Below are 23,774 nucleotides of genomic sequence, written 5' to 3'. Positions count from 1 at the left end.
CCCTATGCTGCGGGCGTGAACGATCTCGCGCGGCGTTACGAGGTGTTCGGACGGGTGGAGGCGCCGGGTTATCGGGAGCTGACCGAGGGGATCGCGGCCGATCCGGCGCTCCTGAGCCTGATCGCCGCGCTGCCCGCCCCGAAGCAGCAGCCCAACCTGCTGTTCGCCGCCGTCCGCTTTCTCGGCGGCCCTGTCACCGCCTATCCCGCTTTCTCCTCGTTCGTACGGCAGAGCTGGGACGCCGTCCGCGCCACCATGCTGGCCCGCTCCACCCAGACCAACGAGGCGGCCCGCTGCGCCGCCCTGTTGCCCGCGCTCTGCCTGCTGGACGGACCGCTGGCGCTGATCGAGGTGGGCGCCTCCGCGGGGCTGTGTCTCTATCCCGACAGGTACGGCTACCGCTATCCGGGACGCGAGCTGGGCCCGCAGGAGGGGGCGTTCACGTGTGAGGTCACCGGGCCGGCCCCGCTGCCCGACAGGCTGCCCGAGGTGGTGTGGCGGGTGGGCGTGGACCTGAACCCGCTCGACGTGCGCGACCCCGACGCCGTGGCCTGGCTGAGGGCGCTGGTGTGGCCGTGGCAGCCCGAACGGCTGGCCAACCTGGAGCGGGCCGTCGCGGTCGTCGCGCAGGATCCGCCCCGTCTGGTGCGCGGCGACCTCAACGAGTGCGTGGCGGGGCTGGTCGCGCAGGCGCCCGAGGAGGCGACGGTCGTGGTCTTCCACACCGCCGTGCTGCCGTACCTGGGCGAGGCCGAGAGGGAGCGGTTCGCCGCGACCATGCGGGCGCTGCCGTGCCACTGGCTGGCCAACGAGGGACCGGCCAGGCAGCCGTGGGTGCGCCTGCCGTACCCGCCGCCGGCCGACAGGGCGGTGATGGCGCTGGTCTTGGACGGCAGGCCGCTGGCCTTCGCGGGGCCGCACGGCCAGTCGCTCAGCTGGTTCGCCTGATCGCCGCGGCGTACGACTCGGCCTCCTCGTCGGAGGCGTACCTGGTGCGTGGCCAGAAGAAGCCGCGCAGGCCGTCCTTCCTGTTGCGCGGCACGATGTGGACGTGCAGGTGCGGAACGCTCTGGCTGACGCGGTTGTTCATCGCCACGAACGTGCCCGCCGCCTCGAGCCCCTTCTCGACCGCTCCCGCCAGGTGCTGGACGCGTTCGAAGAACGGCCCGACCTCGGCCAGGTCCGTCAGTGTCTCCACGTGCGCGCGCGGCACGACGAGCAGGTGTCCCTTGAACACCGGCCTGGTGTCGAGGAAGGAGAGCGCCACCTCGTCGGAGGTGACCACGAAGGAGGGTCGCTCCCCTGCCACGATCTCGCAGAACAGACAGCTCACCAGCCGACCTTAACCGCTCCGCTGAGCAGGTCCCTTGCTATCACCAGGCGTTGCACGTCGTTGGTGCCCTCGCCGATCGCCATGAGCGGCGCGTCGCGGTAGAGCCGTTCGAGCACGAACTCCTGCGAGTAGCCGTAGCCGCCGTGCACCCGCATGGCCTCCATCGTCACCCTGAGGGCGACCTCGGAGGCGAAGTACTTGGCCATGGCGGCCTCCGCCCTGGCCGATCTGGAGGCCGCCCAGTACGTCATCAGCCTGGCCGCCTGGATCTCGGTGGCCATGTCGGCGAGCTTGAGCTGGATGGCCTGGAAGTCGCCGATGGGCCTGCCGAACGCCTCGCGCTGGCCCGCGTAGGCGAGCGCGGCGTCGAAGGCGCACTGCGAGACGCCCACGGCCCTGGCGGCGATGTTGACCCTGCCCAGCTCGAGGGCCGACAGCGCCTGCTGCATGCCGCGCCCCTCGACGCCGCCGAGCAGCTGGTCGCTGTGCACGCGGACGTCCTGCAGGGTGATCTCGCAGGTCTCCGTGCCCTTGTAGCCCAGCTTGGGCAGGTCGCGGCTGACGGTGTAGCCGGGCGTGCCCGCCTCGACGAGCAGCATCGACAGCCCCCTGTGGGCGGGCCTCTCGTCGGAGGTCTTCACCAGCACCGGCATGGGGTCGGCGTGGCGGGCGTTGGTGATCCACGTCTTGGCGCCGTTGACCACGTAGTGCTCGCCGTCGCGCTCGGCGCGGGTCTGGATGCCCTGCAGGTCGGTGCCCGCGCCAGGCTCGGTCAGCGCGATGCCGGTACGGCGGGCGCCCCTGGCCAGGTCCGGCAGGTAGCGCTCCTTCTGGTCCTGCGTGCCGTACTGGTTGATCATCCACGCGGACAGCGAGTGGGAGCCGAGCACCCCCGCCACGCCCATCCAGCCGCGCGCGATCTCCTCGAAGACCAGCGCGTAGGAGACGCGGTCGAGGTCGAGCCCGCCGTACTCGGAGGGGATCGTCATGCCGAAGAGCCCGAGCTCCTTGAACCGCTCGACGATCTCGGCGGGATAGCGTCCCGAGCGCTCCCACTCGGAGGCGACGGGCACGATCTCCTTGTCGACGAACTCCCTCAGCGTGGCGCGGAACAGCTGCTGGTCCTCGTCGAGCTCGAAGTTCATCACATGGGTCCGTTCTTCGCGGTGGGAAAGTAGCCCTTGTCGTGCGGGGCGTCGCGTTTGTAGACCATGACGGTCCTGCGCCAGGACATCACCTCGTCGCCCTCCTGGTTGAGGCCGCGCGTGGCGCAGGTGACGATCCCCGCGTACGGCCTCGACCCGGACTCACGCTTGGCGAGCACCTTCGACTCGGCGTAGAGGGTGTCGCCGATGAAGACGGGGTGGGTGAGCCTGATCTCCTCCCAGCCGAGGTTCATCATCGCGGTCTGGCTGACGTCGATGACCGAGAGGCCCAGCACGATCGCCACCGACAGACCGGAGTTCACGATGATCTTCCCGGCCGGGGCCTTGGCCGCGAAGTGCGCGTTGAAGTGGTTCTGGTTGGTGTTCATCGTCAGCAACGTGAACCAGGTGTTGTCGGCCTCGCTGATCGTCCTGCCCAGAGGATGCTGGTAGACGTCGCCGACGGTGAAGTCCTCGTAGTACCTGCCAAGCGTCACCCTGACAAGGCTAACGATCAGAACTTTCTTCGGTCAACGAACGTCGTCCAGCTCGTCTGGTTGGGCGCGCTCCACTCGGTGGGCGCGTTGAGCGGCCCGAACAGGGTCTCCAGATTGCCGGGCACCTCGCCGACCTTGGCTCCCCTGCAGTGGTAGACCAGCGCGCCCGGCCGCTGGCCCATCGTCATCCACGGCAGCCAGGGCGAGACCCTGCACCACGACAGCGTGTTCGGCACCGACGGCGCGTCGCCCTCGAGCGCGGCGGCGGGGGCGAAGAACTGGAACAGCTCCATCGCCCTGTAGGTGTCGCTGAAGGAGTTGTCGGGGTAGTCGGCGACCTTCAGCGGCGAAGGGTAGGCCAGCAGGATGTCGGTGTTGAGCACCACCGTGTCGCCCATGCGCGTGGCAGGCACCTGGAAGCCGCGCAGCCGCTGGTTGACCGGGTCGTTGTAGACGTGCTGGACGTCCACGAGCCTGCCGGTGAAGGGGTTGTCCCAGGTGTCGAGGGGGTCGCGCGAGGCGGGGTCGAGATAGGCCGCCGCCTCCCTGGTCAGCAGCTCCCAGCCGCCGTCCTTCTCCACCGCCCTGGCCACGTTGACGCCCTCGAACCCGAACAGGTGGTGCGGGCCGTCGTCGAGGCCGTAGGCGTAGACGTCGCCCGTCCACCAGGTCACCGTCTCGGCGCCGTCGGCGCTGGCCCGCACTCGCATGAAGTCTCGGAGATCGCTCATGGGCGCACCCTACTCATGACGACGGCGCGGGCCTACGAGTTCCTGACGGTGATCGAGAAACTCGCCTGCGCCTGGCCGGTGATCTCGACGCGGGTGGAGCCTGGATGCTTGGCGTTGAAGACGAAGTAGGTGCGGCCGTCGAGGTGCTCCTCGCTGATGAAGGAGGCCACCTTGGCGTCGGGCACCGCCTTGAGGTCCCACTGTCCCTCGGTGAGCGACAGCGAGAAGCGCTGCCCCTGGCGCACCTCGACGGGGGTGGTGGCGCCGGGAGCCCCCTCGACGACCTTGCCGAGATCACTGACGGCCGTGCCCGCACCGCATCCGGCCAGGCCCAGCGCGAGGACCAGCGCCACCATCGCGCGACGAATCATTCAGGAAGCGTATCCGGCTTGGGTGGATCTCTCGGCACCGCGTACGGCTCCACGTCGGGGGGATGCCCCTCCGCGATGCGTTTGCCCCTGATCAGCTCGGCGTCGAACTCGGCGCCGAACAGCAGGGCCATGTTGGACAGCCACAGCCAGATGAGGAAGACCACGACGGCGGCGAGGGTGCCGTAGGTCTTGTTGTAGGAGCCGAAGTTGGCCACGTACAGCGCGAAGCCGCCGGAGACCAGCACCCACAGCACCACCGCGAGCAGCCCGCCTGGAGTGATCCAGCGCAGGCCCGGCTGCCGCACGTTCGGCGCCGCCCAGTAGAGCACCATGATCAGTCCTGCGGCGATGAGCGCGAGGACGGGCCACTTGACGATGTCCCAGAGCGTGACGAGCGTGTCGCTGATGCTGAGCCTGCTGCCCGCCACCTGCGCCACCCTGCCCGTCAGCGTGACCGCGATGGCCCCCGCGGCCAGCAGCACCATGACCAGCAGGGTCAGGCCGAGCCTGAGCGGGGTCAGCTTCCAGAACGGGCGCCCCTCCTCGATGTCGTAGATCGCGTTGGCGGCGCGGACGAAGGCGGCGATGTAGCCGGAGGCCGACCAGAGCGCGACCAGCAGGCCGACGATCGCCAGCACGCCCGCGCCGGTGCTGCGCACCCCCGCCAGCCCCTGGACCAGCAGGTCGCGCACCTCGGCAGGAGCGAGGACGGCGATGCTGCCGATGACGGCCGCCGCGTCGTCACGCCCGACCAGCCCCAATAAGGACACCAGCACGATCAACGCGGGGAAGACCGACAGGACGCCGTAGTAGGTGAGGGCGGCCGCCCAGTCCTGCACCCCGTCGTGCCTGAACTCGGCGAACGCCCTCTTGAGCGCACCCCACCACACATGCGCCTACTTCCGGTTCCGCTTCATCATCTTGCGGATCACGAACAGGGCGACCGCCCCTGCCGCCGCGATCATCAGGGCCGGCCTGCGCCTCGCCTCCGCGCCGACCTTGTCGGCGGCGTCCTTCACCTGGTCGGGCATCTTGTCGGCGACGGCGACGACCTTGTCCTTGGCCGCTCCCGCGGCCTCGGTCGCCCTGCCCTTCACATCCGCCTTGTTCACGATGGCCTCGACCGTGTCGCCGAGCTCCTTGCGGGTCTCGGTGATGTCCTTGCGCACCTGCTCCTCCTTGAATACCTCTGTGTCACGGGCGGTCGTCGATCCTGTGGTGCCGCGTGGCCGTCTGGCCGCCGGGCGGGCGACCCCGCGGCCGCCGTTCTCCACGAAGCGGCTCGTCTCCTGGGCCGTCTCGAACTCGGCCGAGGCGGCCGTCTCGGCCCGGAGCTCGGCCTCCTTGGAGGCGGCCGGCCTTCCCGAGGCCCCCGCATGCGTCCAGGCGGCGGTCTTGCCCGAGCCGGGGATCTCCGGCGGCTGGACGACCTCTCCCGAGCCGACGCGCTCGTCCGGCACCGTTCCCTCGGCCACGAACTCCTCGTGCGGCCTGCGGGACTCCTCGGCCTGATGGGCGTTCTCCGCCGCGCCCGCGCGGGTCGGCGGAACGTTGATGGACTCATGATCTGTCGGCGTGCCGACGGTGGCCCTGCGCGCTCCGACGTCGCCCGCGTGTGACTCACTGAAGCCTGGATCGGTCTCGCTCATCGTCGTGCCCTCTCCTTCACCACGTCGATGTCGGTCTTGACGCTCGCGATCGCCGCTTCGGGTGTCGGTGGCGTCGCCTGCTTGACCTGCTTCTTACCGATCAGGCCGAGAACGGCGGCAAGCACGAACAGGGCCGCGGCCACGATCGCGGCGGCGGCCCAGGCCGGCAGCACGGCAGTCAGCAGCAAGATGACGGCGGCCACCAGGGCGGCTCCGCCGTAGAAGGCCATGAGACCCGCGCCGCCGAACAGGCCCGCGCCGAACCCTGCCCGCTTGCCCTTCTCGGCCAGTTCCAGGCGCGCCAGGCGCATCTCGCTACGCACGAGCTGCGACAGCTGTGCGGAGAGGTCGCTGACCAGCTCAGCCGTGGACAGGCCCTGCTTGGTGTTCATGGGTATGGCGCCTACCCACCCCACGGAAGGAAAACCTCAGCGCTTGACGGCCTTCAGCAGCTTGTCCAGGACGCTGAGCACGGAGGACTCGGGGCTCTCGCACCAGGGGGCGGGAGGGGCGGGGCGCTCGCACCACGGCTGGGGAGGACGCGGCGTTTCGCACCAGGAGCCGGGACGTTTCATATCTCCTGTCTACCACCGATGAGGTGAGTCAGCGCGGCCACCGACCGATAGGGATCGGTACGGCCGGCGAGTTCCTCGCACGCGATCAGCGCGTCGAGGTCTGCGGGAGCCTCCTCTGTGCCCGGATCGAGATCGGTGAAGACGCGCACGCCGTACCAGGCGACGACCTCGAGGCCGCGGGCCGACAGGGCCGCGGACAGGTCGAGGCGGCGGTCGGCCCTGGCTCGCAGGCCCAGGCGGTTGGTGTAGCGGCCGCCCTCGAAGGCCCGCAGAGCGGCCTGCCAGTCGCCCATCAGGCCGGGCCGCATGGCGAGCGCGTCGCCGTTGCGCACCAGCAGCGACAGGAACCCGCCGGGCCTGACCAGCGCCGCGAGGTCGGTGAGGAGCGAGCCGGGCTCGTCGAGGTACATCAGGACGCCGTGGCACAGCACCACGTCGAACGACTCGGGCTCGAACAGCGACGACAGCCCTGACAGGTCGGAACGGACCGTGCGGACCAGGGCGGGGTCGATGAGGTCGAGCAGCTCGCGGGAGGCGTCGACCCCCGTGACGTCGTGGCCGCGTTCGGCCATCCGCAGGGCCTGGGTGCCCTGGCCGCATCCCGCGTCGAGCACGCGGGCAGGGGCGGCGGGCAGATGGCGGTCCAGCTGCCTGGTCACCAGCTCCTGCCTGACCACGTTGCGCAGCGTCCCGAGACCGGCGCGCCAGCGTCCCTCCGCACCCTCGAATCCCATGATCGGGAGCCTATCCGGGAAATCAAGGAGGAACCGAAGTGAAACTCCCGGCCCCGACACTCGTGGAACTCGGCACTACCGCTGGAAGGGAAGCCTATGCATGTCGTCATACTCGCGGGCGGCAAGGGGGTGCGGCTGCGGCCGTACACCTCGGCGCTGCCCAAGCCGCTGGTGCCGATCGGCGAGGAGTACGCGATCCTCGACATCATCCTGCGCCAGCTGGCCGCGCAGGGGTTCACCAGCGTGACGCTGGCCGTCGGCCACCTGTCACCGCTGATCAGGGCGTTCGTCGGCGACGGCACCCGCTGGGATCTCACCGTCGACTACACCGAGGAGGTGACGCCGCTGTCGACGATCGGGCCGTTGTTCTCGATCAGGGACCGGCTGCCCGACGACTTCCTCGTCATGAACGGCGACGTCCTGACCACCCTGAACTACGCCGACCTGCTGCACTACCACACCGCCTCCAGCGCCCCGCTGACCGTCGCCACGGCGCCGCGGGTGGTCAAGATCGACTTCGGTGTGCTGGAGGCCGCGGGCGGGCACATCACGGGGTTCAGGGAGAAGCCGTTGCTGAGCTACCTGGTCAGCATGGGCGTCTACGCCCTGTCGCGCGGCTGCATCGAGGGCTATCCCGAGGGGATGGCCTTCGGCTTCGACGAGCTGGTGCTCGACCTGCTGGCCAGGCGGCGGCCGCCCGCCGTGTTCGAGTTCGAGGGCTACTGGCTCGACATCGGCCGCCCCGACGACTACGACGAGGCCAACGCCCGCTTCGAGGAGATCAGGCCGCTGCTGCTGCCCGAGAGGGAGCGGGCGCTGTGAGAGTGCTGCTCCTCGGCGCCTCCGGCTTCCTCGGCAGGCAGGTGCGGCTCCTGCTCGAAGGCGACCCCAGGGTGGGCGAGCTGGTCTGCGCGGGACGGGCGAGGCTCGACCTCCTCCGCGCCGACGTGGCCTCCGTCGCCGGGCTGCTGGCGTCCGTACGGCCCGGCGTCGTGATCAACTGCACAGGGCGGATGAGCGGCGGGCCCGACGAGCTGCTGCGCGGCAACGCGGGCGTGGTGGCGATGCTCGTGGAGGCGATGGCCGAGGTGACGCCCTCGGCCAGGCTGGTGAGGCTGGGCTCGGCCGCCGAGTACGGGCCGGTGCCGTACGGGAGCTCCACCCGCGAGGACGACCCCGCCAGGCCGGTGACCGCCTACGGGGTCAGCCACCTGGCGGGCACCGGGCTGATCACCTCGGCCCCTGTGGACGGGGTCTCGTTGCGGGTCTTCAACCCCGTCGGCCCCGGGCTGACGAGGGTGAACGTGATGGGGAAGGCTCACGCCCTGCTCGGCGAGGCGGAGGGGAGCATCACGCTGGGCCCCCTCGGCGCGGTGCGCGACTTCGTGGACGTCAGGGACGTGGCGCGGGCGGTGGCGGCCGCCGCCTTCGCCGGCCCCCTCCCCGAGCGGGTGTTCAACGTGGGCTCGGGGCGCGCGGTGACGGTCAGGCAGGCGGTGGAGCAACTGGCGCGGACGGTCGGCTTCACCGGCGAGATCCGCGAGAGGGAGGACCCCCGCGCGGTGACGGGTGGGGACAGGTCGGGGGCGGCGACGTGGAGCCAGGCCGACATCTCGCGGGCGGAGAAGGTGCTCGGCTGGCGACCTGTCCACGGCCTGGCCGACTCGCTCAAGGCGATGGCGGAGCAGGGATGAGGCGGCCCGCGGCGGCGCTGACCGCGCTGGCGGCCCTGACCGCCCTGTCCTTGCCCGCCTGCGCCGCGCCGTCGAAGGGGTCGGCCTCGCGGGAGGCGGGGCCGCTGACCGGGGTGCGGTCGTTCACCTACGTTCTGACCGGCTATCCGGGCGGACGGCTCGACGCGGTCGCCGCCGCCCCGCACGAGCTGGCCATCGTCGACCTGTCCCGCGACGCCACGGCTCCCGGCTACTTCAGCGCCGCCGAGATCGCCGAGGTCAGGAAGTCGGGCAAGAGGGTGCTGGCCTACTTCGAGATCGGCTCGGTGGAGGAGTTCCGCACGGAGTTCGCCACGCTGCCCGCCGATCTCAGGCTGAACGTCTGGCCCGACTGGCCCGACGAGCACTTCGTGCGCTACTGGGACCCGCGCTGGTGGGAGCTGGTCGTCAGGCCCAGGCTCGAGCAGGCGATGCGGGCCGGGTTCGACGGCGTCTACCTCGACACCCCGCTGGCCTACGAGGAGATCGACCTGGCACGCGTGCCGGGAGAGAGCCGGCGCAGCCTCGGCAGGAAGATGGCCGACCTGATCGTCAGGATCAGCGCCCACGCCAAGGCGAGCAGGCCAGGCTTCCTCGTGGTCCCGCAGAACTCCCCCGAGCTGCGCCGCCACGCCGGCTACACCGAGGCGATCGACGGCATCGGCATGGAGGAGCTGTTCTTCAGGGCCACGGACCTGCCCTGCGACCGGCAATGGTGCGGGGAGAACCTCTCGGAGGCCGCCGCCCTGCGCGCCGCGGGCAAGGCGGTCCTGGCCACCGACTACGCCACCACGGCCGCGCACCGCCGTACCGCCTGTGAGGCGTACGGCAGGGCGGGGTTCGCGGGCAACGTCACCACGGTCGAACTCGACGTGGTGAGTCCTCCCTGTGACGGAAAGGAGTGACGATGCCGAAGACTGTCGGCGTTGTCGGCATGGGATACGTGGGCCTCACGCTCACCGCGGCGATGGCCGCCAAGGGCTACAGGGTGCACGGGGTCGACGCGAACCCCGAGGTCGTCCAGGCCCTGTCGAGGGGCCGCGTCCACGTGTACGAGCCGGGGGTGGCGGAGGTCTTCGCCGACCACCTGGGCACCGGTGTGACGGTCGGGCACACCCTGCCCGGCGGTGAGCCGCTGGACGCGGTGATCCTCTGCGTCTCCACGCCCGTGGACCTCGCCAGCGGCGCGCCGAGGCTCGGCAACCTGGCCGAGGCCGTCGCCGCCTGCGCGGGGCAGCGCCTCGTGGTGGTCCGCTCGACGGTGCCGATCGGCACCAGCCGCGCCGTGGTGCTGCCGAGGCTGGACGAGGGCGCCCGGCTGGTCATGGCGCCCGAACGCACGATCCAGGGCCAGGCGCTGCGCGAGCTGGTCGAGCTGCCGCAGGTGATCGGCGGCCTGGACGAGGCCAGCCTGCGCGAGGGCGTCGAGCTGTTCGAGGGCCTGGCCGACCAGGTCGTTCCCGTCTCCAGCCTCGAGGCCGCCGAGATGGTCAAGCTGGCCAACAACTGCCACACCGACCTGATCTACGCCTACGGCAACGAGCTGGCCCTGGTCGCCGAGCAGCACCGCCTGGACCCCCTGGAGGTCATCCGCGCGGCCAACCTCGACTACCCCCGCCCCGACCTGGCCAGACCCGGCTACGTGGGAGGGGGCTGCCTGACCAAGGACCCCTATCTCATGCGGGCCAGCGCCACCACCTCCCTGGTCGGCCACGCCAGGGCGCTCAACGAACGCCTGCCCTCCCACGTCGCCGGCAGGCTCGTGGACCTGATCCGCGAGACCTTCGGCGAGACGCGCGGCAGGCGGCTGTCGGTGCTGGGCTGGGCCTACAAGGGCTGGCCCGCCACCGACGACATGCGCGGCACCCCCATCGCCGACATGATGCCGGTCTTCACCGCCGCCGGGCTGACCGTCCTCGGTCACGACCCGCTGGTCACCGACGAGGTCATCCGCGAGTACGGCGGGCAGCCCGTCAGCCTCGACAAGGCCTTCACCGAGGCCGACGCCATGCTGATCGTCAACGACCACCCCGACTACAGGGGGATGGAGATCGGCGAGACCTCGATCAGGGTCCTGTTCGACTCCTGGCGCGTTCTCGACACCGACCGGCACGCCGGCGTGCTCGCCGGCAGGGGCATCCGCTACGCGGGGATCGGATACACGCGATGAGAGTCCTCCTGCTGGGCGGCGCCGGCTTCATCGGCCTGCACCTGGCCGCGCGTCTGCTCGCCGACGGCCACGCCGTCACGGTCGTGGACGACTTCTCCAGAGGGAGGCGCGATCCCGCGCTGGAGGAGCTGCCGCTGGACGTGCGCGACGCCGACCTCACCGACCCGGGCTCCTACCGGGCGCTGGAGCACGGCTGGGACCAGATCTACATGCTGGCCGCCGTCGTCGGTGTGCGGAACGTGGAGCGCGACCCCGCCAGGGTGCTGCGGGTCAACACGCTGGCGCTGATGCACCTGCTGGACTGGATCGAGCCCGGTGAGCCGCTGTTCTTCGCCTCCACCAGTGAGGCGTACGCGGGCGGTGTCACCGCGGGGCTGGTCCCCGTTCCCACGCCGGAGACCGTCCCTCTGGTGATCGAGGACGTCGCCGCGCCGCGCTTCTCCTACGCGATCAGCAAGCTGCACGGCGAGGCGGCGGTGCTGCACGGCGCGCACGCGGTGGTGGGGCGCTTCCACAACGTCTACGGGCCGAGGATGGGCCACGACCACGTCATCCCCGAGCTGTCGCTGCGGGCGGCGCGCGGAGAGAACCCCTTCACCCTCTACGGCGGCGAGCAGAGCAGGGCGTTCTGCTACGTCGACGACGCGGTCGAGGCGATGGTCAGGCTGATGGCCACGCCCGAGGCGTTCGGGCGGATCGTGCACATCGGCGACGACACCGCGGAGACCGGGATCGCCGACCTGGCGGAGCTCGTCCTGAGGGTGGCCGGCGCCGATCCCGTCATCTCTCCCGCCCCCGCGCCGGCAGGCTCGGTCGCCCGCCGCTGTCCCGACATCGCACTGCTGCGCGAGCTCACGGGTTTCGAGCCGAAGGTCTCGCTGGAGGAGGGTGTCCGCAGGACCTTCGCCTGGTATCGCGAGCACGCCTGAGCGCCCCGCGCGCCGGCCTCAGCCCTGCTCGGTCAGACGGGCCTGGGCCGCCTTCAGCTCCTGGCGCAGGCGGCGCACCTCACGTTCGAGGTCGAGGATGCGGCGGATGGCGATGAGCGTCATGCCCTCGTCGGCCATCTGGGTGACGTGCTGCACGGTCATGATGTCGTGGCGGGAGTAGCGCCGCTGCCCGCCGGTGGAGCGGGCGGGGCTGACGACCTCGTGCTGGTCGAGCCGGCGCAGGTAGGCCTGCTGCACCTGCAGCATGTCGGCCACCTGTCCCAGTGAGTAGAGCGGCGCGTGGTCGTCGTCGAAGGGCAGGGCGGGCATCACGGCCTCCTGGGGACATGGGGCGGGCGACGGGGACCTGGGTTCCCTCGCCCGCCCCCGCCTCAAGGTCAGGCCTTGATGGCCTTGCTCTCGCCGCGCTGGATCTCGACCTTGCGCGGCTTGGCGCGCTCCAGCACGGGGATGCGGACGACGAGCACGCCGTTGGCGTAGCCCGCGTCGATCCTGTCGCTGTCGAGATGCTCGGAAAGGTAGACCCGGCGGGTGAAGGCGCCCATCGGGCGCTCCCTCACGAACATCCGCTCGTTCTCGGCGATCTCCTCCTCGCGGCGGGCGGTGACGCTGAGCACACCGCGGTCGACGGTCACCTCGATGGAGTCGGGGTCGATGCCGGGAAGGTCGAACTTGAGCACCACGTCGTCGTCACGCCGCAGCCCGTCCATGGGCATGGCCGAGCCGGCTTCGACGCTCTGGCGAGCCAGCCGGTTGAACTGGCGCTCGAACTCCTGGATGAACGGGTCGATCGAGGTCAACAGCATCTCCGAACCTCCTCGCTGACTGGAACCTGCAAATCTGTTTATAGGTTAATTCGCTGCCAGCTTGGATGCAAGTGGCCGGGTCAGCTGTCCTCGAACTCCGAAGGCACCATGACCCGCAGCCCGTTCGGCACCACCCGCAGCCTGATCGGGGTGCGCAGCCGTACCTCGCCGTCGACGTCGGCCGCCATCGGCGGCTCGGTCTCCAGCAGCATCTCGCGGCCCATCACGAACGGGCCGCCCGCCAGGCTGCGCCACCTTCCCGTGGTCGCGCGCACGAGCGTCTCGCCCAGCAGGCGCAGCTTCTTGCCCGAGCCGAGCTGGTAGGCCACGAGCATGCCGTTGTCGATGCTGATGTCCCTGGCCACCTGCCAGCCGCCGTGGAAGCGGCCGTTGGCGATGTTGAGCTGGTCGGTGAGGAGCTCGTGGCGCTTGCCGTCGACGGTGAGGATCGCCTTGAACGGCTTGTGCCCCGGCAGGATCGTCAGGGCCGTCAGCGGATAGGCGGGACGGCCGAGTACGCGCTTGAGCCATGGCTTGACGGTGCCGGCCACCTCGACGGAGACGCCGAAGCTGGCGAGGTTGGCGAAGGGCCTGTCCTCCGCCATGCCGAGGTCGATGTCGGCGACCTTGCCCGTGTCGAAGACGCGGATCGCGCCGGCGAGGTCGAGCGGCAGGCCGAGGCTGCGGGCGAAGTTGTTGGTGGTGCCGAGCGGCAGCACGCCCAGCGCGACGTCGCGGTGGGCGACGTGGCGGACCGCCGAGGACAGGGTGCCGTCGCCACCGCCCACGACGAGCAGGTCGGGCTTGGTCTCCAAGGCCCTGTCCAGGTGGGCGCGCAGCCTCTTGGGGTTGACGACAGGGAACTCCGCCAAGGGCTCGAAGCCCAGCGCGTGGATCTGGTCCAGCACCTCGAAGTAGTGGCGGCGGCCACGGCGGGAACGCGTGTTGATCACGACGGCGATCCGCCGGTCCCTGCGAATGGCCTCGGTGTGCTCGGCCTTGCTGCGGAGCTCGGTCATGGATGACATCGTAGGGCCGCCGGGACGCTCGCCCTGGCGGCGCATGATCACTTCTTGGGCGGGGTGACCCGCACGACGGCTCCCAGGTTGCCCGGCAGCGGGGTGAGCAGGCTGAACCGCACGCCGAGCGCCTGCCCGCCGGGGTCGCCCGAGCCGAGGACGTGGCCGCCGGCGAGCTCGGTGCCGTACAGCTCGGTGGCGGGCCTGCCGTCCTCGTCGACCACCCTGGTGGTGTAGGGCCCCTTGGCGGGGATCACCACCGAGGCGTCGAAGTCGCGGTAGTCGAGGGAGCCCTCGACGAGGTCCAGCCCCGGGTACCAGGTCTTGGCGTCGGTGAAGGCGGGCACGCCCTTCAGCGCCGGGTAGGAGGCGCAGTGCTCGGTGAAGGGCTCGCCCTCCAGGCACTCCCTGAACGGACGGGTCGCGCCGAAGGAGAAGGCCGCGTTCGAGCTCTGCACCCGCCCGTCGAGGTTCTTGCGCTCCCTCGGGTCCACGGCCGCCGACTTCCCCGTACGGCGCAGCGGCTCGTAGTGCGAGTCGACGAGCAGCAGCCCGCCCTTCACCCCGAGGCTCGGCCCTTCGAGCAGCGTGGGGGCCAGCACGTTGTTGGTGTAGGTCGAGTCGCGCAGCCACACCAGCAGCCCAGGCGCGTTGTACCGCACCCGCTCGACCTTCCACGAGCCCTCGCGCAGGTAGCTGGTGTCGTAGGCGTGGGCCAGGCCCCTGTCGAAGCCGTCGAGGTTGCGCCATTCGGCCAGGTAGAAGCGGGAGATCTCGCGGGAGCCCGTGCTGACGGTCCAGCCCTGCCCGCTGGTGTTGGTGAAGGTGGCGCCCGAGGGCGTCCATCCGCCCGCGCCCTGCTCCACGCCGTCGCTCCACACCGTGGCGCCGCCGCTGGTGAGGGCGAAGTCGTCGGCGAACCAGCCGCGCGGGGTGGTGCCGCCGTCGGTGTTGTAGACCAGGCGCAGCTTGATCGTGGTCCCCGCGAACGGGGTGAGGTCGACGTAGTCGTGCCGCCAGCCGCCGGTGGCGCCGGTCAGGCCGTGCTTCCTGCCGCCGTAGTCGCGCAGGGCCTTGTTGGGGTCGGGGTAGCCGTCGGGCGTGCTGACCTCGGCCCCCGACTCGGCGAACACCTTGCGCTGGGTCCAGGTGGCCCCGCCGTCGGTGGAGACCTCGACGAAGCCGTAGTCGTAGTCGGGCTCGATGTCGTAGCTGTTCCACATCCAGAACCGCAGATCGGAGCCGGCCGGCACGGCCAGGTCGCGGGTGATCCTGACGTCGGCCCACTCCTGGTCCATGCCCGACCACCACATCTTCGCGCCGCCGTGGGGGGCGAGCATCTTCAGCGGCGCGCTGTCCAGGTTGACCCGCACGCCGTCCTCGGTCAGGCGGGGCGTGCGCGAGGACTGCCCGACGACCACCGTCCTGGGCTTGTCACCCGGGTCGAGGATCTCGGGGTCGGCCCAGCCGAGCACCCACTTGGCCCACAGGCCCAGGTGCGCGGGCATCGACTGGTAGAGGGACCCGCTGTGCGAGCCGCTCGCCATCAGGTCCCAGAAGTCGACGGCCGAACTGGCCGCGCCGCTGGTGTCGTAGAGGTCGGGCAGGCCGAGGTCGTGGCCGTACTCGTGGGCGAAGACGCCGACGCCGGCGTCCTCCGGCTGCACGATGTAGTTGGAGATCTTCAGTCTCGTGCCGGGGACGGTGTGACCTCCCGCGACCGCGCTGGAGTGCGCCCACAGCGCGTAGGCGCCCTGGGCGCCGCCGTCGGAGGACTTGTCCTTGCCCGCGTGCACCAGCACGAGGTGGTCGACGACGCCGTCGGGCTCGTCGAGGTTCCCGTCGCGGTCGGCGTCGCCGAGGTCCTCGCGGTCGTAGTCGGACCAGTTGAAGCGGGGCTGGGCGGCGGCCAGCGCGTTCACGGCGTCGATGGGCAGCTGGGCGTTGCCGCGCGGGTTGTCGGGGTGCCCCGACATGTCCTGGTACGGCTGGCCGCACGCCGCCGCGCCGTACCACGCCTCGGAGTGCGGGAGCCTGATCCAGCCCACCGCCGAGCCCGAGACGGAGTAGGCGCCCTTGGACATCTCCTCGTACATGTTCCGCATGGTGAGGCCGGACAGGTCGACGCCTCTGACCTTGGCCGTGAGGCCCTGCCTGGAGTAGAGCAGCCTGTCGTAGTGGCCGGGGCTGAAGTCGGGCACCCAGAAGGAGAAGTTGTCCTCGCGGGGCAGGGTGTCGGGGTCGGGGATGCGGTTGTGCAGGGGGCCGTTCAGCCTGGTGCCGGGCGGTTCGGTGACGCAGTCGTCGGGAGCGCTGCGCGGCCCCCTGAGCCGCTCGAATCCCGAAAAATCATCGTTCGCCCGGTCGTTGAACTCGACCAGGATCGTCAGCAGCCTGGCCGTCTTCGTCCTGCGGGACTTCTTGAAGATGAAGTCGGCCGGGTTGAGCCCGGTCCTGACGGCCTGGCGCTCCCGCGCGGCCAGCACCCTGGCGGTCACCGGGTTGCCGCTGCTGAACCGGCTGTCGAGCTTCTGCGCGGGGATGCGGGCTCTGGCGTCCTTGCCCGGCCTGGGCGGGTCGGCGGGGGTGAAGCCCTCGGCGGGCGGCACGTAGTTGATGTAGTGGTCGGCGAGCGCCGGTTCGTAGCGGGCGGCGGTGTCGGCGTGGACGCCCGTTAACCCGCCCGCGACCAGCGCCACCAGGGGGAGCGCCACGAGCAGGCGCTTCGTGCTTGGCACCACATTCCCTCTCTCCCCGGGATCTACCGGGCGAATGGCCTCAGAGGTCGTGCAGTGCGGACGTTAGGCGCGAAAGCGGAGATCGTTCCGGCCTTTACACAAAGCGGTATGTCAGAACAGCAGCAGGGCGGCCACCACCCCGCCCGCGACGGCCGCGCCGTAGCAGAGGACGGCGACGGCCAGGTCGAACCTGGCGACGCCCAGGATCTCCTCGCTGGTGAAACGGATCCTGTGCGCGGCGTGGAAGAGGCAGAGCACGACCACCACGAGCAGCGCCAGCCGTACGAGGAGGGGGTCGAGGAGGGCGGCCAGCTCCGCCTGTGTGGGCCAGTCGACCAGGCCCAGCGGCATGAGCACCCCGAACAGCAGCACCAGGACGGGCAGCAGCAGCGCGGCCACCACGCCGCCACCGCTGAACAGCAGCCACAGGTACGGCTCCGGCGTGCGCCTCATCGCGTCACCACCCAGAACAGCACGGCCGAGACCAGCAGCCAGGCGGTGTGGTTGCCGCCCTGGATCATGAAGGCGGGCACCCGCCAGCCGTCCAGCCTGACGACGGTGGCCTTGGGGGCGAGGTTGAGGAAGGTGACGGAGTGGAAGGCGGTGGCGGCCAGCGCGACCAGGTTGAGCGCGATCACCCACGGCTGGGCGGCGAAGGCGGTGAACGCGGGCAGGGCGCCGTCGAGCGCGGCGGCGACGAGCAACAGCAGGTAGGCGATCGTCCACGCCACGAAGACGCTGGTCAGCTCCCTGATCACGAAGATCGTGTAGGCCCTGGAGCGCAGGAACCACATCCGGTCGCGTCGGGGCCTGTAGGTCCTGGTCGTCTCGCTCATCGCCGCCCCCAGGGCAGGACCGAGCGCATCGCCGCGGTGACCTTGTAGCGCTGGATGGCCTCGGCCGGGTCGACGTGCTTGGGGCAGGCGCTCGTGCACTCCCCCACGAACGTGCATCCCCAGACGCCCTCGTCGGTGTTGAGCAGGTCGAGCCTGTCACCCTGGTCGCGGGAGTCGAGGTTGTAGCGCTGGGCGAGCGCGATAGCCGCAGGGCCGAGGAAGTCGGGATTGAGCACGTACACGGGGCAGGCCGAGTAGCAGAGCATGCAGTTGATGCACATCGAGTACTGCTTGTAGGCCTCGAGCTGCTCGGGCGTCTGGGCGTACTCCGCGGTCAGCGGCAGTTCCTCGCCCTCCCTGATCAGCCAGGGCTTGACGTGGGAGAGCTTGGCCAGGAAGTCGTCGATCTCCACCACGAGGTCGCGGATCACGGGGAAGCCCTTGAGCGGCTCGATCCTGACCGGGCCGGCGCCGAACTCGGTGAGGAAGGTGCCGCACGTCAGCCTGGGCTTGCCGTTGACGGTCATGCCGCAGGAGCCGCAGACCCCCATCCGGCACGACCAGCGGAACGACAGCGTGCCGTCCAGCTGGTCCTTGACGTGGTTGAGGCCGTCGAGGACGGCCCAGTCGTCGCGCAGCGGCACGTCGAAGGTCTCGAAGACGGGCTCGCTGTCCTGTTCCGGGCGGAAGCGGCTGATCTCCAGTGTGATCGTGCGTTCGCCGCCGGTCAACCGTGCGGCCCGTGTGGCCTTGGCGCTCATCGCCCGCACCTCCGTACGAGATCAGTCACGGCCGTAGATCCTCTCGCCCGGAGGCCAGCGGGTGAGGGCGACGGGCAGGAGCCCGACCGAGGGGGTCCCTGAGGGGGCGCGGTGGACCAGCGAGTGGGCCAGGAAGCGCTCGTCGTCGCGGGCGGGGAAGTCGAGACGCTGGTGCGCGCCGCGCGACTCGGTCCTGTTCAGCGCGCTGGTGACGATCGTCTCGGCGACGTCCAGCATCACGTGCAGCTCCACCAGCGAGATCAGCTCGGTGTTGAAGGTCGTGCTGTGGTCGTCGACCCGCGCGTCGGCCGCCCGCTCCCGCAGCGACTCCAGCGTCTCCACGGCCTTGGCCAGCGTGTCGTGGGTGCGGTAGATGCCGGCCGCGCCCTCCAGCGTGTGCTGCATCTCCTCCCGCAGGTCGGCGATCCTCGGCCCGGTGCCGCCGCTCTCCAGCGCGCGCCGCAGCCTGCGCTGCTCGTCGGCGCCCTGGCTGCGGACGGCGGCTGCCTCTCCCTCGCGGTGCTCCCGCGCGAACGCGGCCGCCGCCGCCCCCGCGCGGGCACCGAAGACCAGGATCTCCGGCAGCGAGTTGGAGCCCAGGCGGTTGGCCCCGTTGATGCTGACGCACGCCGTCTCCCCCGCCGCGAACAGCCCCGCGATCGGGGTCGCGCCGTGGAGGTCGGTGTGGACGCCGCCCATCATGTAGTGCACGACGGGCCTGACCGGGATCAGGTCGGTGGCGGGGTCGAGGTTCTGGTAGCTGCGGCACAGCTCCCGCACGAACGGGATGCGGGCCTCGATCTTCGCCTCGCCGAGATGGCGCAGGTCGAGGTAGACGACAGGGCCATAGGGGGTCTCGACCGTCCGCCCCTTGTTCTGCTCGGCCACGAAGGCCTGCGAGAGCCGGTCGCGGGGGCCGAGCTCCATGCTGCGCAGCTTCGGCGTCTCGGTGGGCTGCCCGAGGTCGTAGTCCTGCAGGTAGCGGTAGCCGTCCTTGTTGATCAGCCAGCCGCCCTCCGCCCTGGCCGCCTCGGTGATGAGGATGCCGGTGAACGGCAGGCCCGTCGGGTGGTACTGGACGAACTCCATGTCCTTGAGCGGCGCGCCCGCCCTGTAGGCCAGGGACATGCCGTCGCCGGTCTTGATGGCGGCGTTGGTGGTGAAGGGGAAGACGCGCCCGCAGCCGCCGGTGGCCAGGATGACCGTCCTGGCCGCGATCGCCTCGACCCTGCCCGTCCTGATCTCGACCGCCACGACGCCGTGGACGCGTCCGTCGTCGACGACGAGCGAGGTGACGTACCACTCGTCGTACCTGACGATCTCCTGGTACTTCAGCGTGGTCTGGAACAGGGTGTGGAGCAGGTGGAAGCCGGTCTTGTCGGCGGCGTACCAGGTGCGCATCCTCTTCATCCCGCCGAAGGGCCGCACCGCCACGCGCCCGTCGCGCTCCCTGCTCCAGGGGCAGCCCCAGTGCTCCAGGCGCATCAACTCGCGCGGCGCCTCGGCCACGAACGCCTCGACCGCGTCCTGGTCGCACAGCCAGTCCCCGCCGGAGATGGTGTCGTAGGCGTGCTCGTCGAGCGTGTCGCCGTCGGCGATGACGCCCGCGGCGCCGCCCTCGGCGGAGACAGTGTGGCTGCGCATGGGGTAGACCTTCGACACCACCGCCACCGTCATCGACGGGTCGGTCTCGGCGACCGCGATGGCCGCGCGCAGACCGGCCCCTCCTCCCCCGACGATGAGCACGTCGATCATGCCTCAGCTCCCGTGGTCGGGCTGGACCTGGTCCCTGATGGGCTTGCCGTCGTGGCGCACCGCCGTCAGATGAATGCTGCCGTCGTGGTACTCGTGGCGGATCCTGCGGCAGCCGCAGTCGAAGTACTGGTCCCTGATCAGCAGGCCGTAACCGTCGTCCTCGACGAACCGCTCACCACCGCACTTCCTGCCACAGGGTGCGGTCTCGGGTGCGAAGGGGGTGCGTGTGCCTGTCATCGCCGACCTCCTTGATTGGCGAATCGTCCCTTCCACGTAAGCACCGGGTGCGGGTTTCGGAAACCCCTGTTCCTCCACGGCATGGCGACGCGGACCGCTCCCTCCTGGCTCAGCCCTTGGGAGGAGCGTCGTCCGTGGCCGTGACCTCCCCCGACCCGGTGACGGCGTCGAGTTCCGTCGGGGCGCCTGTCACGGTGTCGTCGGGCTCGACCGCCCGCGGGTAGTGCAGGTCGAAGGCGGGCCTTTCCGACCTGATCTGCGGCATGAACCGGAAGTTGTGCCGGGGCGGCGGGCAGGAGGTGGCCCATTCGAGGCTGTTGGCGTAACCCCACGGGTCGTCGACGGTGACCTTGGGCGCCCTGCGCGCGGTCTTCCACACGTTGTAGAGGAACGGCAGCGTGGACAGCCCGAGCAGGAACGCGCCGACCGAGGAGATCAGGTTCAGGGTGGTGAAGCCGTCGTTGACGCTGTAGTCGGCGTACCTGCGGGGGAAGCCGATCATCCCGAGCCAGTGCTGCACCAGGAAGGTGGTGTGGAAGCCGACGAACAGCGACCAGAAGTGCACCTTGCCGAGGCGGTCGTCGAGCATCCGCCCCGTCATCTTCGGCCACCAGAAGTAGAAGCCGGAGAACATCGCGAACACCACGGTGCCGAAGACCACGTAGTGGAAGTGCGCGACGACGAAGTAGGTGTCGCTGATGTGGAAGTCGAGCGGCGGCGAGGCGAGGATGATGCCGGTCAGCCCGCCGAGCAGGAAGGTGATCAGGAAGCCGATCGCGAACAGCATCGGCGTCTCGAAACTGAGATGGCCCCGCCACATCGTGCCGATCCAGTTGAAGAACTTCACCCCCGTCGGCACGGCGATCAGGAACGTCATGAACGAGAAGAAGGGCAGCAGCACCTGGCCCGTGGCGAACATGTGGTGCGCCCACACCGTCATCGACAGCCCCGCGATGGCGATCGTCGCGGCCACCAGGCCGATGTAGCCGAAGAGGGGCTTGCGGCTGAAGACGGGGATCACCTCGGTGATGATCCCGAAGAACGGCAGCGCGATGATGTAGACCTCGGGATGGCCGAAGAACCAGAACAGGTGCTGCCACAGCAGCGGGCCGCCCGTGGCCGGGTCGTAGATGTGGGTGCCGAGCTTGCGGTCGGACTCGAGCGCCAGCAGCGCGGCGGCCAGCACGGGGAAGGCCATCAGCACGAGCATGCTGGTCAGCAGCGTGTTCCAGGTGAACAGCGGCATCCTGAACATCGTCATGCCGGGGGCGCGCATGCAGATGATCGTGGTGATGAAGTTGACGCTGCCCAGGATCGTGCCCAGCCCCGACAGCGCCAGCCCCATGATCCACAGGTCGCCGCCCACGCCGGGCGAGAAGGTCGCCGTGGACAGCGTCGTGTAGGCGAACCAGCCGAAGTCGGCGGCGCCGCCAGGGGTGGCGAACCCGGCCAGCACGATGAGGCCGCCGAACAGGAACAGCCAGTACGCGACGGCGTTGAGCCTGGGGAAGGCGACGTCGGGCGCGCCGATCTGCAGCGGCATGATGACGTTGGCGAACCCGGCGAACAGCGGGGTGGCGAACAGCAGCAGCATGATCGTGCCGTGCATGGTGAACAGCGCGTTGTACTGCTGCTGGCTCACGAACTCCAGGCCCGGCTGGGCGAGCTCGGCGCGGATGATCATCGCCATGACGCCCGCGATGAGGAAGAACGCGAACGACGTGATCAGGTAGAGATACCCGATGACCTTGTGATCGGTGGTCGACATCCACGCGGCGATGACGGTGCCGGTGCGTCGGCGCCTGACCTGCTGGACTGAGGCCTCGCGAACGGTCGTCACGGCTGCTCCCTCCACGCTGGGTGTGAGCCCGGTCACTCCCATTTCACGCCCATGCCCACCGGATAGAAAGCCGTAACCACGGATTTCTCAATAGGTGGCCCTGCCGCCGCTGCTGTCGCAGACCGTTCAGCCCGATGATCCCCGCGCTGTCGACCAGGATGTCGACGGGCCCGATGCGGCCCGCCGCCGCTGACGAGCGCCGTTCTCAGTGCGACTCCCTGCTGACCTCGTGCCCGCTGGAGCCGACCAGGAAGTCGAGGTCGGCGCCCTGGTCGGCCTGCAGGACGTGGTCGATGTAGAGACGCTGCCAGCCCCTGGCGGGCTCGGCGAAGCCGGTGGTCACCGGGGTCCTGAGTGACAGCTCCCGCTGCGGGAGGTCGATGTCGAGCCTGCGCGCGGGCACGTCGAGCACGATCGGGTCCCCTGTGCGCACCAGCGCGAGCGGCCCGCCGACGGCCGCCTCGGGCGCGGCGTGCAGCACGACGGTGCCGTAGGCGGTGCCGCTCATCCTGGCGTCGCTGACGCGCACCATGTCGCGCACGCCCTTCTCCAGCAGCCTGCGGGGCAGGGGCAGGTTGCCGACCTCGGGCATGCCGGGGTAGCCGCGAGGGCCGCAGCCGCGCAGGATGAGCACGCTGGTCTCGTCCACGTCGAGATCGGGCGAGTCGAGCCTGGCGTTGAGGTCCTCGACGCTGTCGAAGACCACCGCCCTGCCGCGGTGGCGCAGCAGTTGGGGCGAGGCGGCGGCGGGCTTGATGACCGCGCCGCGAGGGGCGAGGTTGCCGCGCAGGACGGCGATGCCCGCGTCCTCCAGCAGCGGCGACGACCTGCGCCTGATGACCGTCTCGTCCCAGATCTCCGCCGCGTCCAGGTAGGCCGTCAGCGGCTCCCCCGTGACGGTCGGCGCGGAGGGGTCGAGCAGGTCGCCGACCTCCTTCAGCACGGCCAGCAGTCCGCCGGCCCTGAACAGGTCGTCCATGAGGTGACGGCCGGCGGGCTGCAGGTCGACCAGCAGCGGGACGCCCGACCCGACCCTGTCGAAGTCGTCGAGGGTCAGCTCGACGCCGAGCCGTCCGGCGATGGCCAGCAGGTGGACGACCGCGTTCGTGGAGCCGCCGATCGCGGCCAGGGTGACGATCGCGTTGAGGAAGGAGGCGCGGGTGAGCACCCTGCTCGGTGTCCTGTCCTCGGCGACGAGCGAGACCGCCAGGCGCCCCGCCTCGTGGGCGCGCTCCAGCAGCCTGGCGTCGGGGGCGGGGGTGCCCGCCGTCCCGGGGATGGTCATGCCGAGGGCCTCGGCCAGGCAGGCCATCGTGGAGGCGGTGCCCATCGTGTTGCAGTGGCCCTTGCTGCGGATCATCGCCGACTCCGAGCGCAGGAAGGCCTCCCTCGACAGGGTTCCCGCCCGCACCTCCTCGCTGAGGCGCCACACGTCGGTGCCGCAGCCGAGCGGCGCGCCGCGGAAGTGCCCCGTCAGCATCGGCCCTCCCGGCACCACGACGGCGGGCAGGTCCACTGAGGCCGCCGCCATGAGCAACGAGGGGATCGTCTTGTCGCAGCCGCCGAGCAGGACCACACCGTCGATGGGGTTGGCGCGCAGCATCTCCTCGATCGCCATCGCGGCCAGGTTGCGCCACAGCATGGCGGTCGGCCTGAGGTTGGTCTCGCCGAGGGACATGACCGGCAGGTTCAGCGGGACGCCGCCCGCCTCCCAGATGCCCTGCTTGACGCTCGTGGCGACCTCGTCGAGGTGGGCGTTGCACGGGGTGAGGTCGGAGGCGGTGTTGGCGATCGCGATGTGCGGTTTGCCGCCCGCGAAGGCGTCCTGCGGAAGACCGCGACGCATCCACGCGCGGTGAATGTAGGCGTTTCGATCGGTTCCTGCATACCAGTGCGAACTACGCATGCGCTTCTT

At 70.3% G+C, this 23,774-nt stretch carries 27 protein-coding genes; 6 read left to right on the top strand and 21 right to left on the bottom strand.

Features of this window, described 5'->3' with window-relative positions; all coding sequences use genetic code 11:
- The first annotated feature begins 15 nt into the window (after positions 1-15).
- Positions 16-948 carry a DUF2332 domain-containing protein gene (locus ABFX50_RS03730; RefSeq protein ID WP_346143200.1) on the top strand — a complete coding sequence of 311 codons (933 nt, stop codon included), beginning with the start codon at positions 16-18 and terminating at the stop codon, positions 946-948.
- Here ABFX50_RS03730 and ABFX50_RS03725 read toward each other — a convergent pair.
- From ABFX50_RS03725 to ABFX50_RS03680, 10 genes are read right to left on the bottom strand one after another with little or no spacing between them, the layout of a single operon-like run.
- Positions 932-1,333: an HIT family protein gene (locus ABFX50_RS03725; RefSeq protein ID WP_346143198.1), complete on the bottom strand. Its 402-nt coding sequence runs from the start codon at positions 1,331-1,333 to the stop codon at positions 932-934. The genes ABFX50_RS03730 and ABFX50_RS03725 overlap by 17 nt on opposite strands.
- Positions 1,330-2,478: an acyl-CoA dehydrogenase family protein gene (locus tag ABFX50_RS03720; protein WP_346143196.1), complete on the bottom strand. Its 1,149-nt coding sequence runs from the start codon at positions 2,476-2,478 to the stop codon at positions 1,330-1,332. Before ABFX50_RS03720 ends, ABFX50_RS03725 begins: the two co-directional genes overlap by 4 nt.
- The gene (locus ABFX50_RS03715) at positions 2,478-2,975 is read right to left on the bottom strand and encodes a MaoC family dehydratase (RefSeq protein WP_312895456.1); all 498 of its coding nucleotides are present in this window, start codon (positions 2,973-2,975) and stop codon (positions 2,478-2,480) included. Before ABFX50_RS03715 ends, ABFX50_RS03720 begins: the two co-directional genes overlap by 1 nt.
- A 17-nt stretch (positions 2,976-2,992) precedes the next feature.
- Entirely contained in the window at positions 2,993-3,706 is a 714-nt protein-coding gene (locus ABFX50_RS03710) for a DUF1838 family protein (protein WP_183645754.1), read from the bottom strand.
- A gap of 32 nt (positions 3,707-3,738) precedes the next feature.
- Positions 3,739-4,077 (bottom strand): hypothetical protein, encoded by a 339-nt coding sequence (locus tag ABFX50_RS03705; RefSeq protein ID WP_346143193.1) that lies wholly within the window; start codon positions 4,075-4,077, stop codon positions 3,739-3,741.
- Positions 4,074-4,967, bottom strand: coding sequence for a YihY/virulence factor BrkB family protein (locus ABFX50_RS03700; RefSeq protein ID WP_346143191.1), 894 nt, complete (start codon positions 4,965-4,967; stop codon positions 4,074-4,076). Before ABFX50_RS03700 ends, ABFX50_RS03705 begins: the two co-directional genes overlap by 4 nt.
- 6 nt (positions 4,968-4,973) lie before the next feature.
- The gene (locus tag ABFX50_RS03695) at positions 4,974-5,726 is read right to left on the bottom strand and encodes a DUF3618 domain-containing protein (RefSeq protein ID WP_346143189.1); all 753 of its coding nucleotides are present in this window, start codon (positions 5,724-5,726) and stop codon (positions 4,974-4,976) included.
- Positions 5,723-6,118: a phage holin family protein gene (locus ABFX50_RS03690; RefSeq protein WP_183645757.1), complete on the bottom strand. Its 396-nt coding sequence runs from the start codon at positions 6,116-6,118 to the stop codon at positions 5,723-5,725. The genes ABFX50_RS03695 and ABFX50_RS03690 overlap by 4 nt, the downstream gene beginning before the upstream one ends.
- Before the next feature lie 36 nt (positions 6,119-6,154).
- The gene (locus tag ABFX50_RS03685) at positions 6,155-6,301 is read right to left on the bottom strand and encodes a hypothetical protein (protein WP_346118399.1); all 147 of its coding nucleotides are present in this window, start codon (positions 6,299-6,301) and stop codon (positions 6,155-6,157) included.
- Complete coding sequence (locus tag ABFX50_RS03680; RefSeq protein WP_346143186.1) at positions 6,298-7,035, bottom strand: class I SAM-dependent methyltransferase; 738 nt, start codon at positions 7,033-7,035, stop codon at positions 6,298-6,300. The genes ABFX50_RS03685 and ABFX50_RS03680 overlap by 4 nt, the downstream gene beginning before the upstream one ends.
- Before the next feature lie 96 nt (positions 7,036-7,131).
- On the opposite strand from ABFX50_RS03680, the gene ABFX50_RS03675 reads away from it, so the two are divergent.
- From ABFX50_RS03675 to ABFX50_RS03655, 5 genes are read left to right on the top strand one after another with little or no spacing between them, the layout of a single operon-like run.
- Complete coding sequence (locus ABFX50_RS03675; RefSeq protein WP_346143184.1) at positions 7,132-7,857, top strand: sugar phosphate nucleotidyltransferase; 726 nt, start codon at positions 7,132-7,134, stop codon at positions 7,855-7,857.
- Positions 7,854-8,729: an NAD-dependent epimerase/dehydratase family protein gene (locus ABFX50_RS03670; protein WP_346143182.1), complete on the top strand. Its 876-nt coding sequence runs from the start codon at positions 7,854-7,856 to the stop codon at positions 8,727-8,729. The genes ABFX50_RS03675 and ABFX50_RS03670 overlap by 4 nt, the downstream gene beginning before the upstream one ends.
- Positions 8,726-9,652, top strand: a complete 927-nt coding sequence (locus ABFX50_RS03665; protein ID WP_346143180.1) for a glycoside hydrolase family 191 protein — start codon at positions 8,726-8,728, stop codon at positions 9,650-9,652. The genes ABFX50_RS03670 and ABFX50_RS03665 overlap by 4 nt, the downstream gene beginning before the upstream one ends.
- Before the next feature lie 2 nt (positions 9,653-9,654).
- The gene (locus tag ABFX50_RS03660) at positions 9,655-10,917 is read left to right on the top strand and encodes a nucleotide sugar dehydrogenase (RefSeq protein ID WP_346143178.1); all 1,263 of its coding nucleotides are present in this window, start codon (positions 9,655-9,657) and stop codon (positions 10,915-10,917) included.
- Entirely contained in the window at positions 10,914-11,846 is a 933-nt protein-coding gene (locus tag ABFX50_RS03655; protein WP_346143176.1) for an NAD-dependent epimerase/dehydratase family protein, read from the top strand. Before ABFX50_RS03660 ends, ABFX50_RS03655 begins: the two co-directional genes overlap by 4 nt.
- An 18-nt stretch (positions 11,847-11,864) precedes the next feature.
- Here the strand turns inward: ABFX50_RS03655 and ABFX50_RS03650 are convergent, their stop codons facing one another.
- From ABFX50_RS03650 to ABFX50_RS03600, 11 genes are all read right to left on the bottom strand, one after another.
- On the bottom strand, positions 11,865-12,176 hold the full coding sequence (locus tag ABFX50_RS03650; protein WP_344836598.1) for a MerR family transcriptional regulator: 312 nt from the start codon (positions 12,174-12,176) through the stop codon (positions 11,865-11,867).
- 68 nt (positions 12,177-12,244) lie between these two features.
- The gene (locus ABFX50_RS03645; protein ID WP_183645764.1) at positions 12,245-12,673 is read right to left on the bottom strand and encodes an Hsp20/alpha crystallin family protein; all 429 of its coding nucleotides are present in this window, start codon (positions 12,671-12,673) and stop codon (positions 12,245-12,247) included.
- Between the two features lie 80 nt (positions 12,674-12,753).
- A complete protein-coding gene (locus ABFX50_RS03640; protein WP_346143173.1) occupies positions 12,754-13,692 on the bottom strand; it encodes a diacylglycerol/lipid kinase family protein in 939 nt (312 codons plus the stop codon).
- Between the two features lie 47 nt (positions 13,693-13,739).
- The gene (locus tag ABFX50_RS03635; protein WP_346143171.1) at positions 13,740-16,430 is read right to left on the bottom strand and encodes an immune inhibitor A domain-containing protein; all 2,691 of its coding nucleotides are present in this window, start codon (positions 16,428-16,430) and stop codon (positions 13,740-13,742) included.
- 111 nt (positions 16,431-16,541) lie between these two features.
- Positions 16,542-16,883, bottom strand: a complete 342-nt coding sequence (frdD, locus tag ABFX50_RS03630) for a fumarate reductase subunit FrdD (RefSeq protein ID WP_346143169.1) — start codon at positions 16,881-16,883, stop codon at positions 16,542-16,544.
- The gene (locus tag ABFX50_RS03625; RefSeq protein WP_346143167.1) at positions 16,880-17,266 is read right to left on the bottom strand and encodes a hypothetical protein; all 387 of its coding nucleotides are present in this window, start codon (positions 17,264-17,266) and stop codon (positions 16,880-16,882) included. The genes frdD and ABFX50_RS03625 overlap by 4 nt, the downstream gene beginning before the upstream one ends.
- Positions 17,263-18,027 (bottom strand): succinate dehydrogenase iron-sulfur subunit, encoded by a 765-nt coding sequence (sdhB, locus tag ABFX50_RS03620; protein ID WP_346143165.1) that lies wholly within the window; start codon positions 18,025-18,027, stop codon positions 17,263-17,265. The genes ABFX50_RS03625 and sdhB overlap by 4 nt, the downstream gene beginning before the upstream one ends.
- 21 nt (positions 18,028-18,048) lie before the next feature.
- Complete coding sequence (gene frdA / locus ABFX50_RS03615) at positions 18,049-19,782, bottom strand: fumarate reductase (quinol) flavoprotein subunit (RefSeq protein ID WP_346143163.1); 1,734 nt, start codon at positions 19,780-19,782, stop codon at positions 18,049-18,051.
- Positions 19,783-19,785: 3 nt separating this feature from the next.
- Positions 19,786-20,019: a hypothetical protein gene (locus ABFX50_RS03610; RefSeq protein ID WP_183645771.1), complete on the bottom strand. Its 234-nt coding sequence runs from the start codon at positions 20,017-20,019 to the stop codon at positions 19,786-19,788.
- Between the two features lie 109 nt (positions 20,020-20,128).
- Complete coding sequence (gene ctaD, locus ABFX50_RS03605) at positions 20,129-21,901, bottom strand: aa3-type cytochrome oxidase subunit I (protein WP_183645772.1); 1,773 nt, start codon at positions 21,899-21,901, stop codon at positions 20,129-20,131.
- A 163-nt stretch (positions 21,902-22,064) separates the two neighbouring features.
- Entirely contained in the window at positions 22,065-23,765 is a 1,701-nt protein-coding gene (locus ABFX50_RS03600) for an IlvD/Edd family dehydratase (protein WP_346143161.1), read from the bottom strand.
- Positions 23,766-23,774: the final 9 nt, after the last annotated feature.

This window comes from Nonomuraea recticatena, from assembly GCF_039533245.1.
In the GTDB taxonomy this organism is placed as follows: domain Bacteria; phylum Actinomycetota; class Actinomycetes; order Streptosporangiales; family Streptosporangiaceae; genus Nonomuraea; species Nonomuraea roseola.
This window is presented reverse-complemented; position numbering and strand designations above follow the sequence as displayed.

Excerpts from the sequence above, each read along its gene's own strand:
- ABFX50_RS03705 (WP_346143193.1), bottom strand. The coding sequence starts at position 4,077 with ATGATTCGTCGCGCGATGGTGGCGCTGGTCCTCGCGCTGGGCCTGGCC.
- ABFX50_RS03665 (WP_346143180.1), top strand. The coding sequence starts at position 8,726 with ATGAGGCGGCCCGCGGCGGCGCTGACCGCGCTGGCGGCCCTGACCGCC.
- ABFX50_RS03720 (WP_346143196.1), bottom strand. The coding sequence starts at position 2,478 with ATGAACTTCGAGCTCGACGAGGACCAGCAGCTGTTCCGCGCCACGCTG.
- ABFX50_RS03680 (WP_346143186.1), bottom strand. The coding sequence starts at position 7,035 with ATGGGATTCGAGGGTGCGGAGGGACGCTGGCGCGCCGGTCTCGGGACG.
- ABFX50_RS03640 (WP_346143173.1), bottom strand. The coding sequence starts at position 13,692 with ATGACCGAGCTCCGCAGCAAGGCCGAGCACACCGAGGCCATTCGCAGG.
- ABFX50_RS03695 (WP_346143189.1), bottom strand. The coding sequence starts at position 5,726 with ATGAGCGAGACCGATCCAGGCTTCAGTGAGTCACACGCGGGCGACGTC.
- ABFX50_RS03645 (WP_183645764.1), bottom strand. The coding sequence starts at position 12,673 with ATGCTGTTGACCTCGATCGACCCGTTCATCCAGGAGTTCGAGCGCCAG.
- ABFX50_RS03685 (WP_346118399.1), bottom strand. The coding sequence starts at position 6,301 with ATGAAACGTCCCGGCTCCTGGTGCGAAACGCCGCGTCCTCCCCAGCCG.
- ABFX50_RS03675 (WP_346143184.1), top strand. The coding sequence starts at position 7,132 with ATGCATGTCGTCATACTCGCGGGCGGCAAGGGGGTGCGGCTGCGGCCG.
- ABFX50_RS03650 (WP_344836598.1), bottom strand. The coding sequence starts at position 12,176 with ATGCCCGCCCTGCCCTTCGACGACGACCACGCGCCGCTCTACTCACTG.
- ctaD (WP_183645772.1), bottom strand. The coding sequence starts at position 21,901 with ATGGGAGTGACCGGGCTCACACCCAGCGTGGAGGGAGCAGCCGTGACG.
- ABFX50_RS03625 (WP_346143167.1), bottom strand. The coding sequence starts at position 17,266 with ATGAGCGAGACGACCAGGACCTACAGGCCCCGACGCGACCGGATGTGG.
- sdhB (WP_346143165.1), bottom strand. The coding sequence starts at position 18,027 with ATGAGCGCCAAGGCCACACGGGCCGCACGGTTGACCGGCGGCGAACGC.
- frdD (WP_346143169.1), bottom strand. The coding sequence starts at position 16,883 with ATGAGGCGCACGCCGGAGCCGTACCTGTGGCTGCTGTTCAGCGGTGGC.
- ABFX50_RS03655 (WP_346143176.1), top strand. The coding sequence starts at position 10,914 with ATGAGAGTCCTCCTGCTGGGCGGCGCCGGCTTCATCGGCCTGCACCTG.
- ABFX50_RS03710 (WP_183645754.1), bottom strand. The coding sequence starts at position 3,706 with ATGAGCGATCTCCGAGACTTCATGCGAGTGCGGGCCAGCGCCGACGGC.
- ABFX50_RS03600 (WP_346143161.1), bottom strand. The coding sequence starts at position 23,765 with ATGCGTAGTTCGCACTGGTATGCAGGAACCGATCGAAACGCCTACATT.
- ABFX50_RS03610 (WP_183645771.1), bottom strand. The coding sequence starts at position 20,019 with ATGACAGGCACACGCACCCCCTTCGCACCCGAGACCGCACCCTGTGGC.
- frdA (WP_346143163.1), bottom strand. The coding sequence starts at position 19,782 with ATGATCGACGTGCTCATCGTCGGGGGAGGAGGGGCCGGTCTGCGCGCG.
- ABFX50_RS03690 (WP_183645757.1), bottom strand. The coding sequence starts at position 6,118 with ATGAACACCAAGCAGGGCCTGTCCACGGCTGAGCTGGTCAGCGACCTC.
- ABFX50_RS03660 (WP_346143178.1), top strand. The coding sequence starts at position 9,655 with ATGCCGAAGACTGTCGGCGTTGTCGGCATGGGATACGTGGGCCTCACG.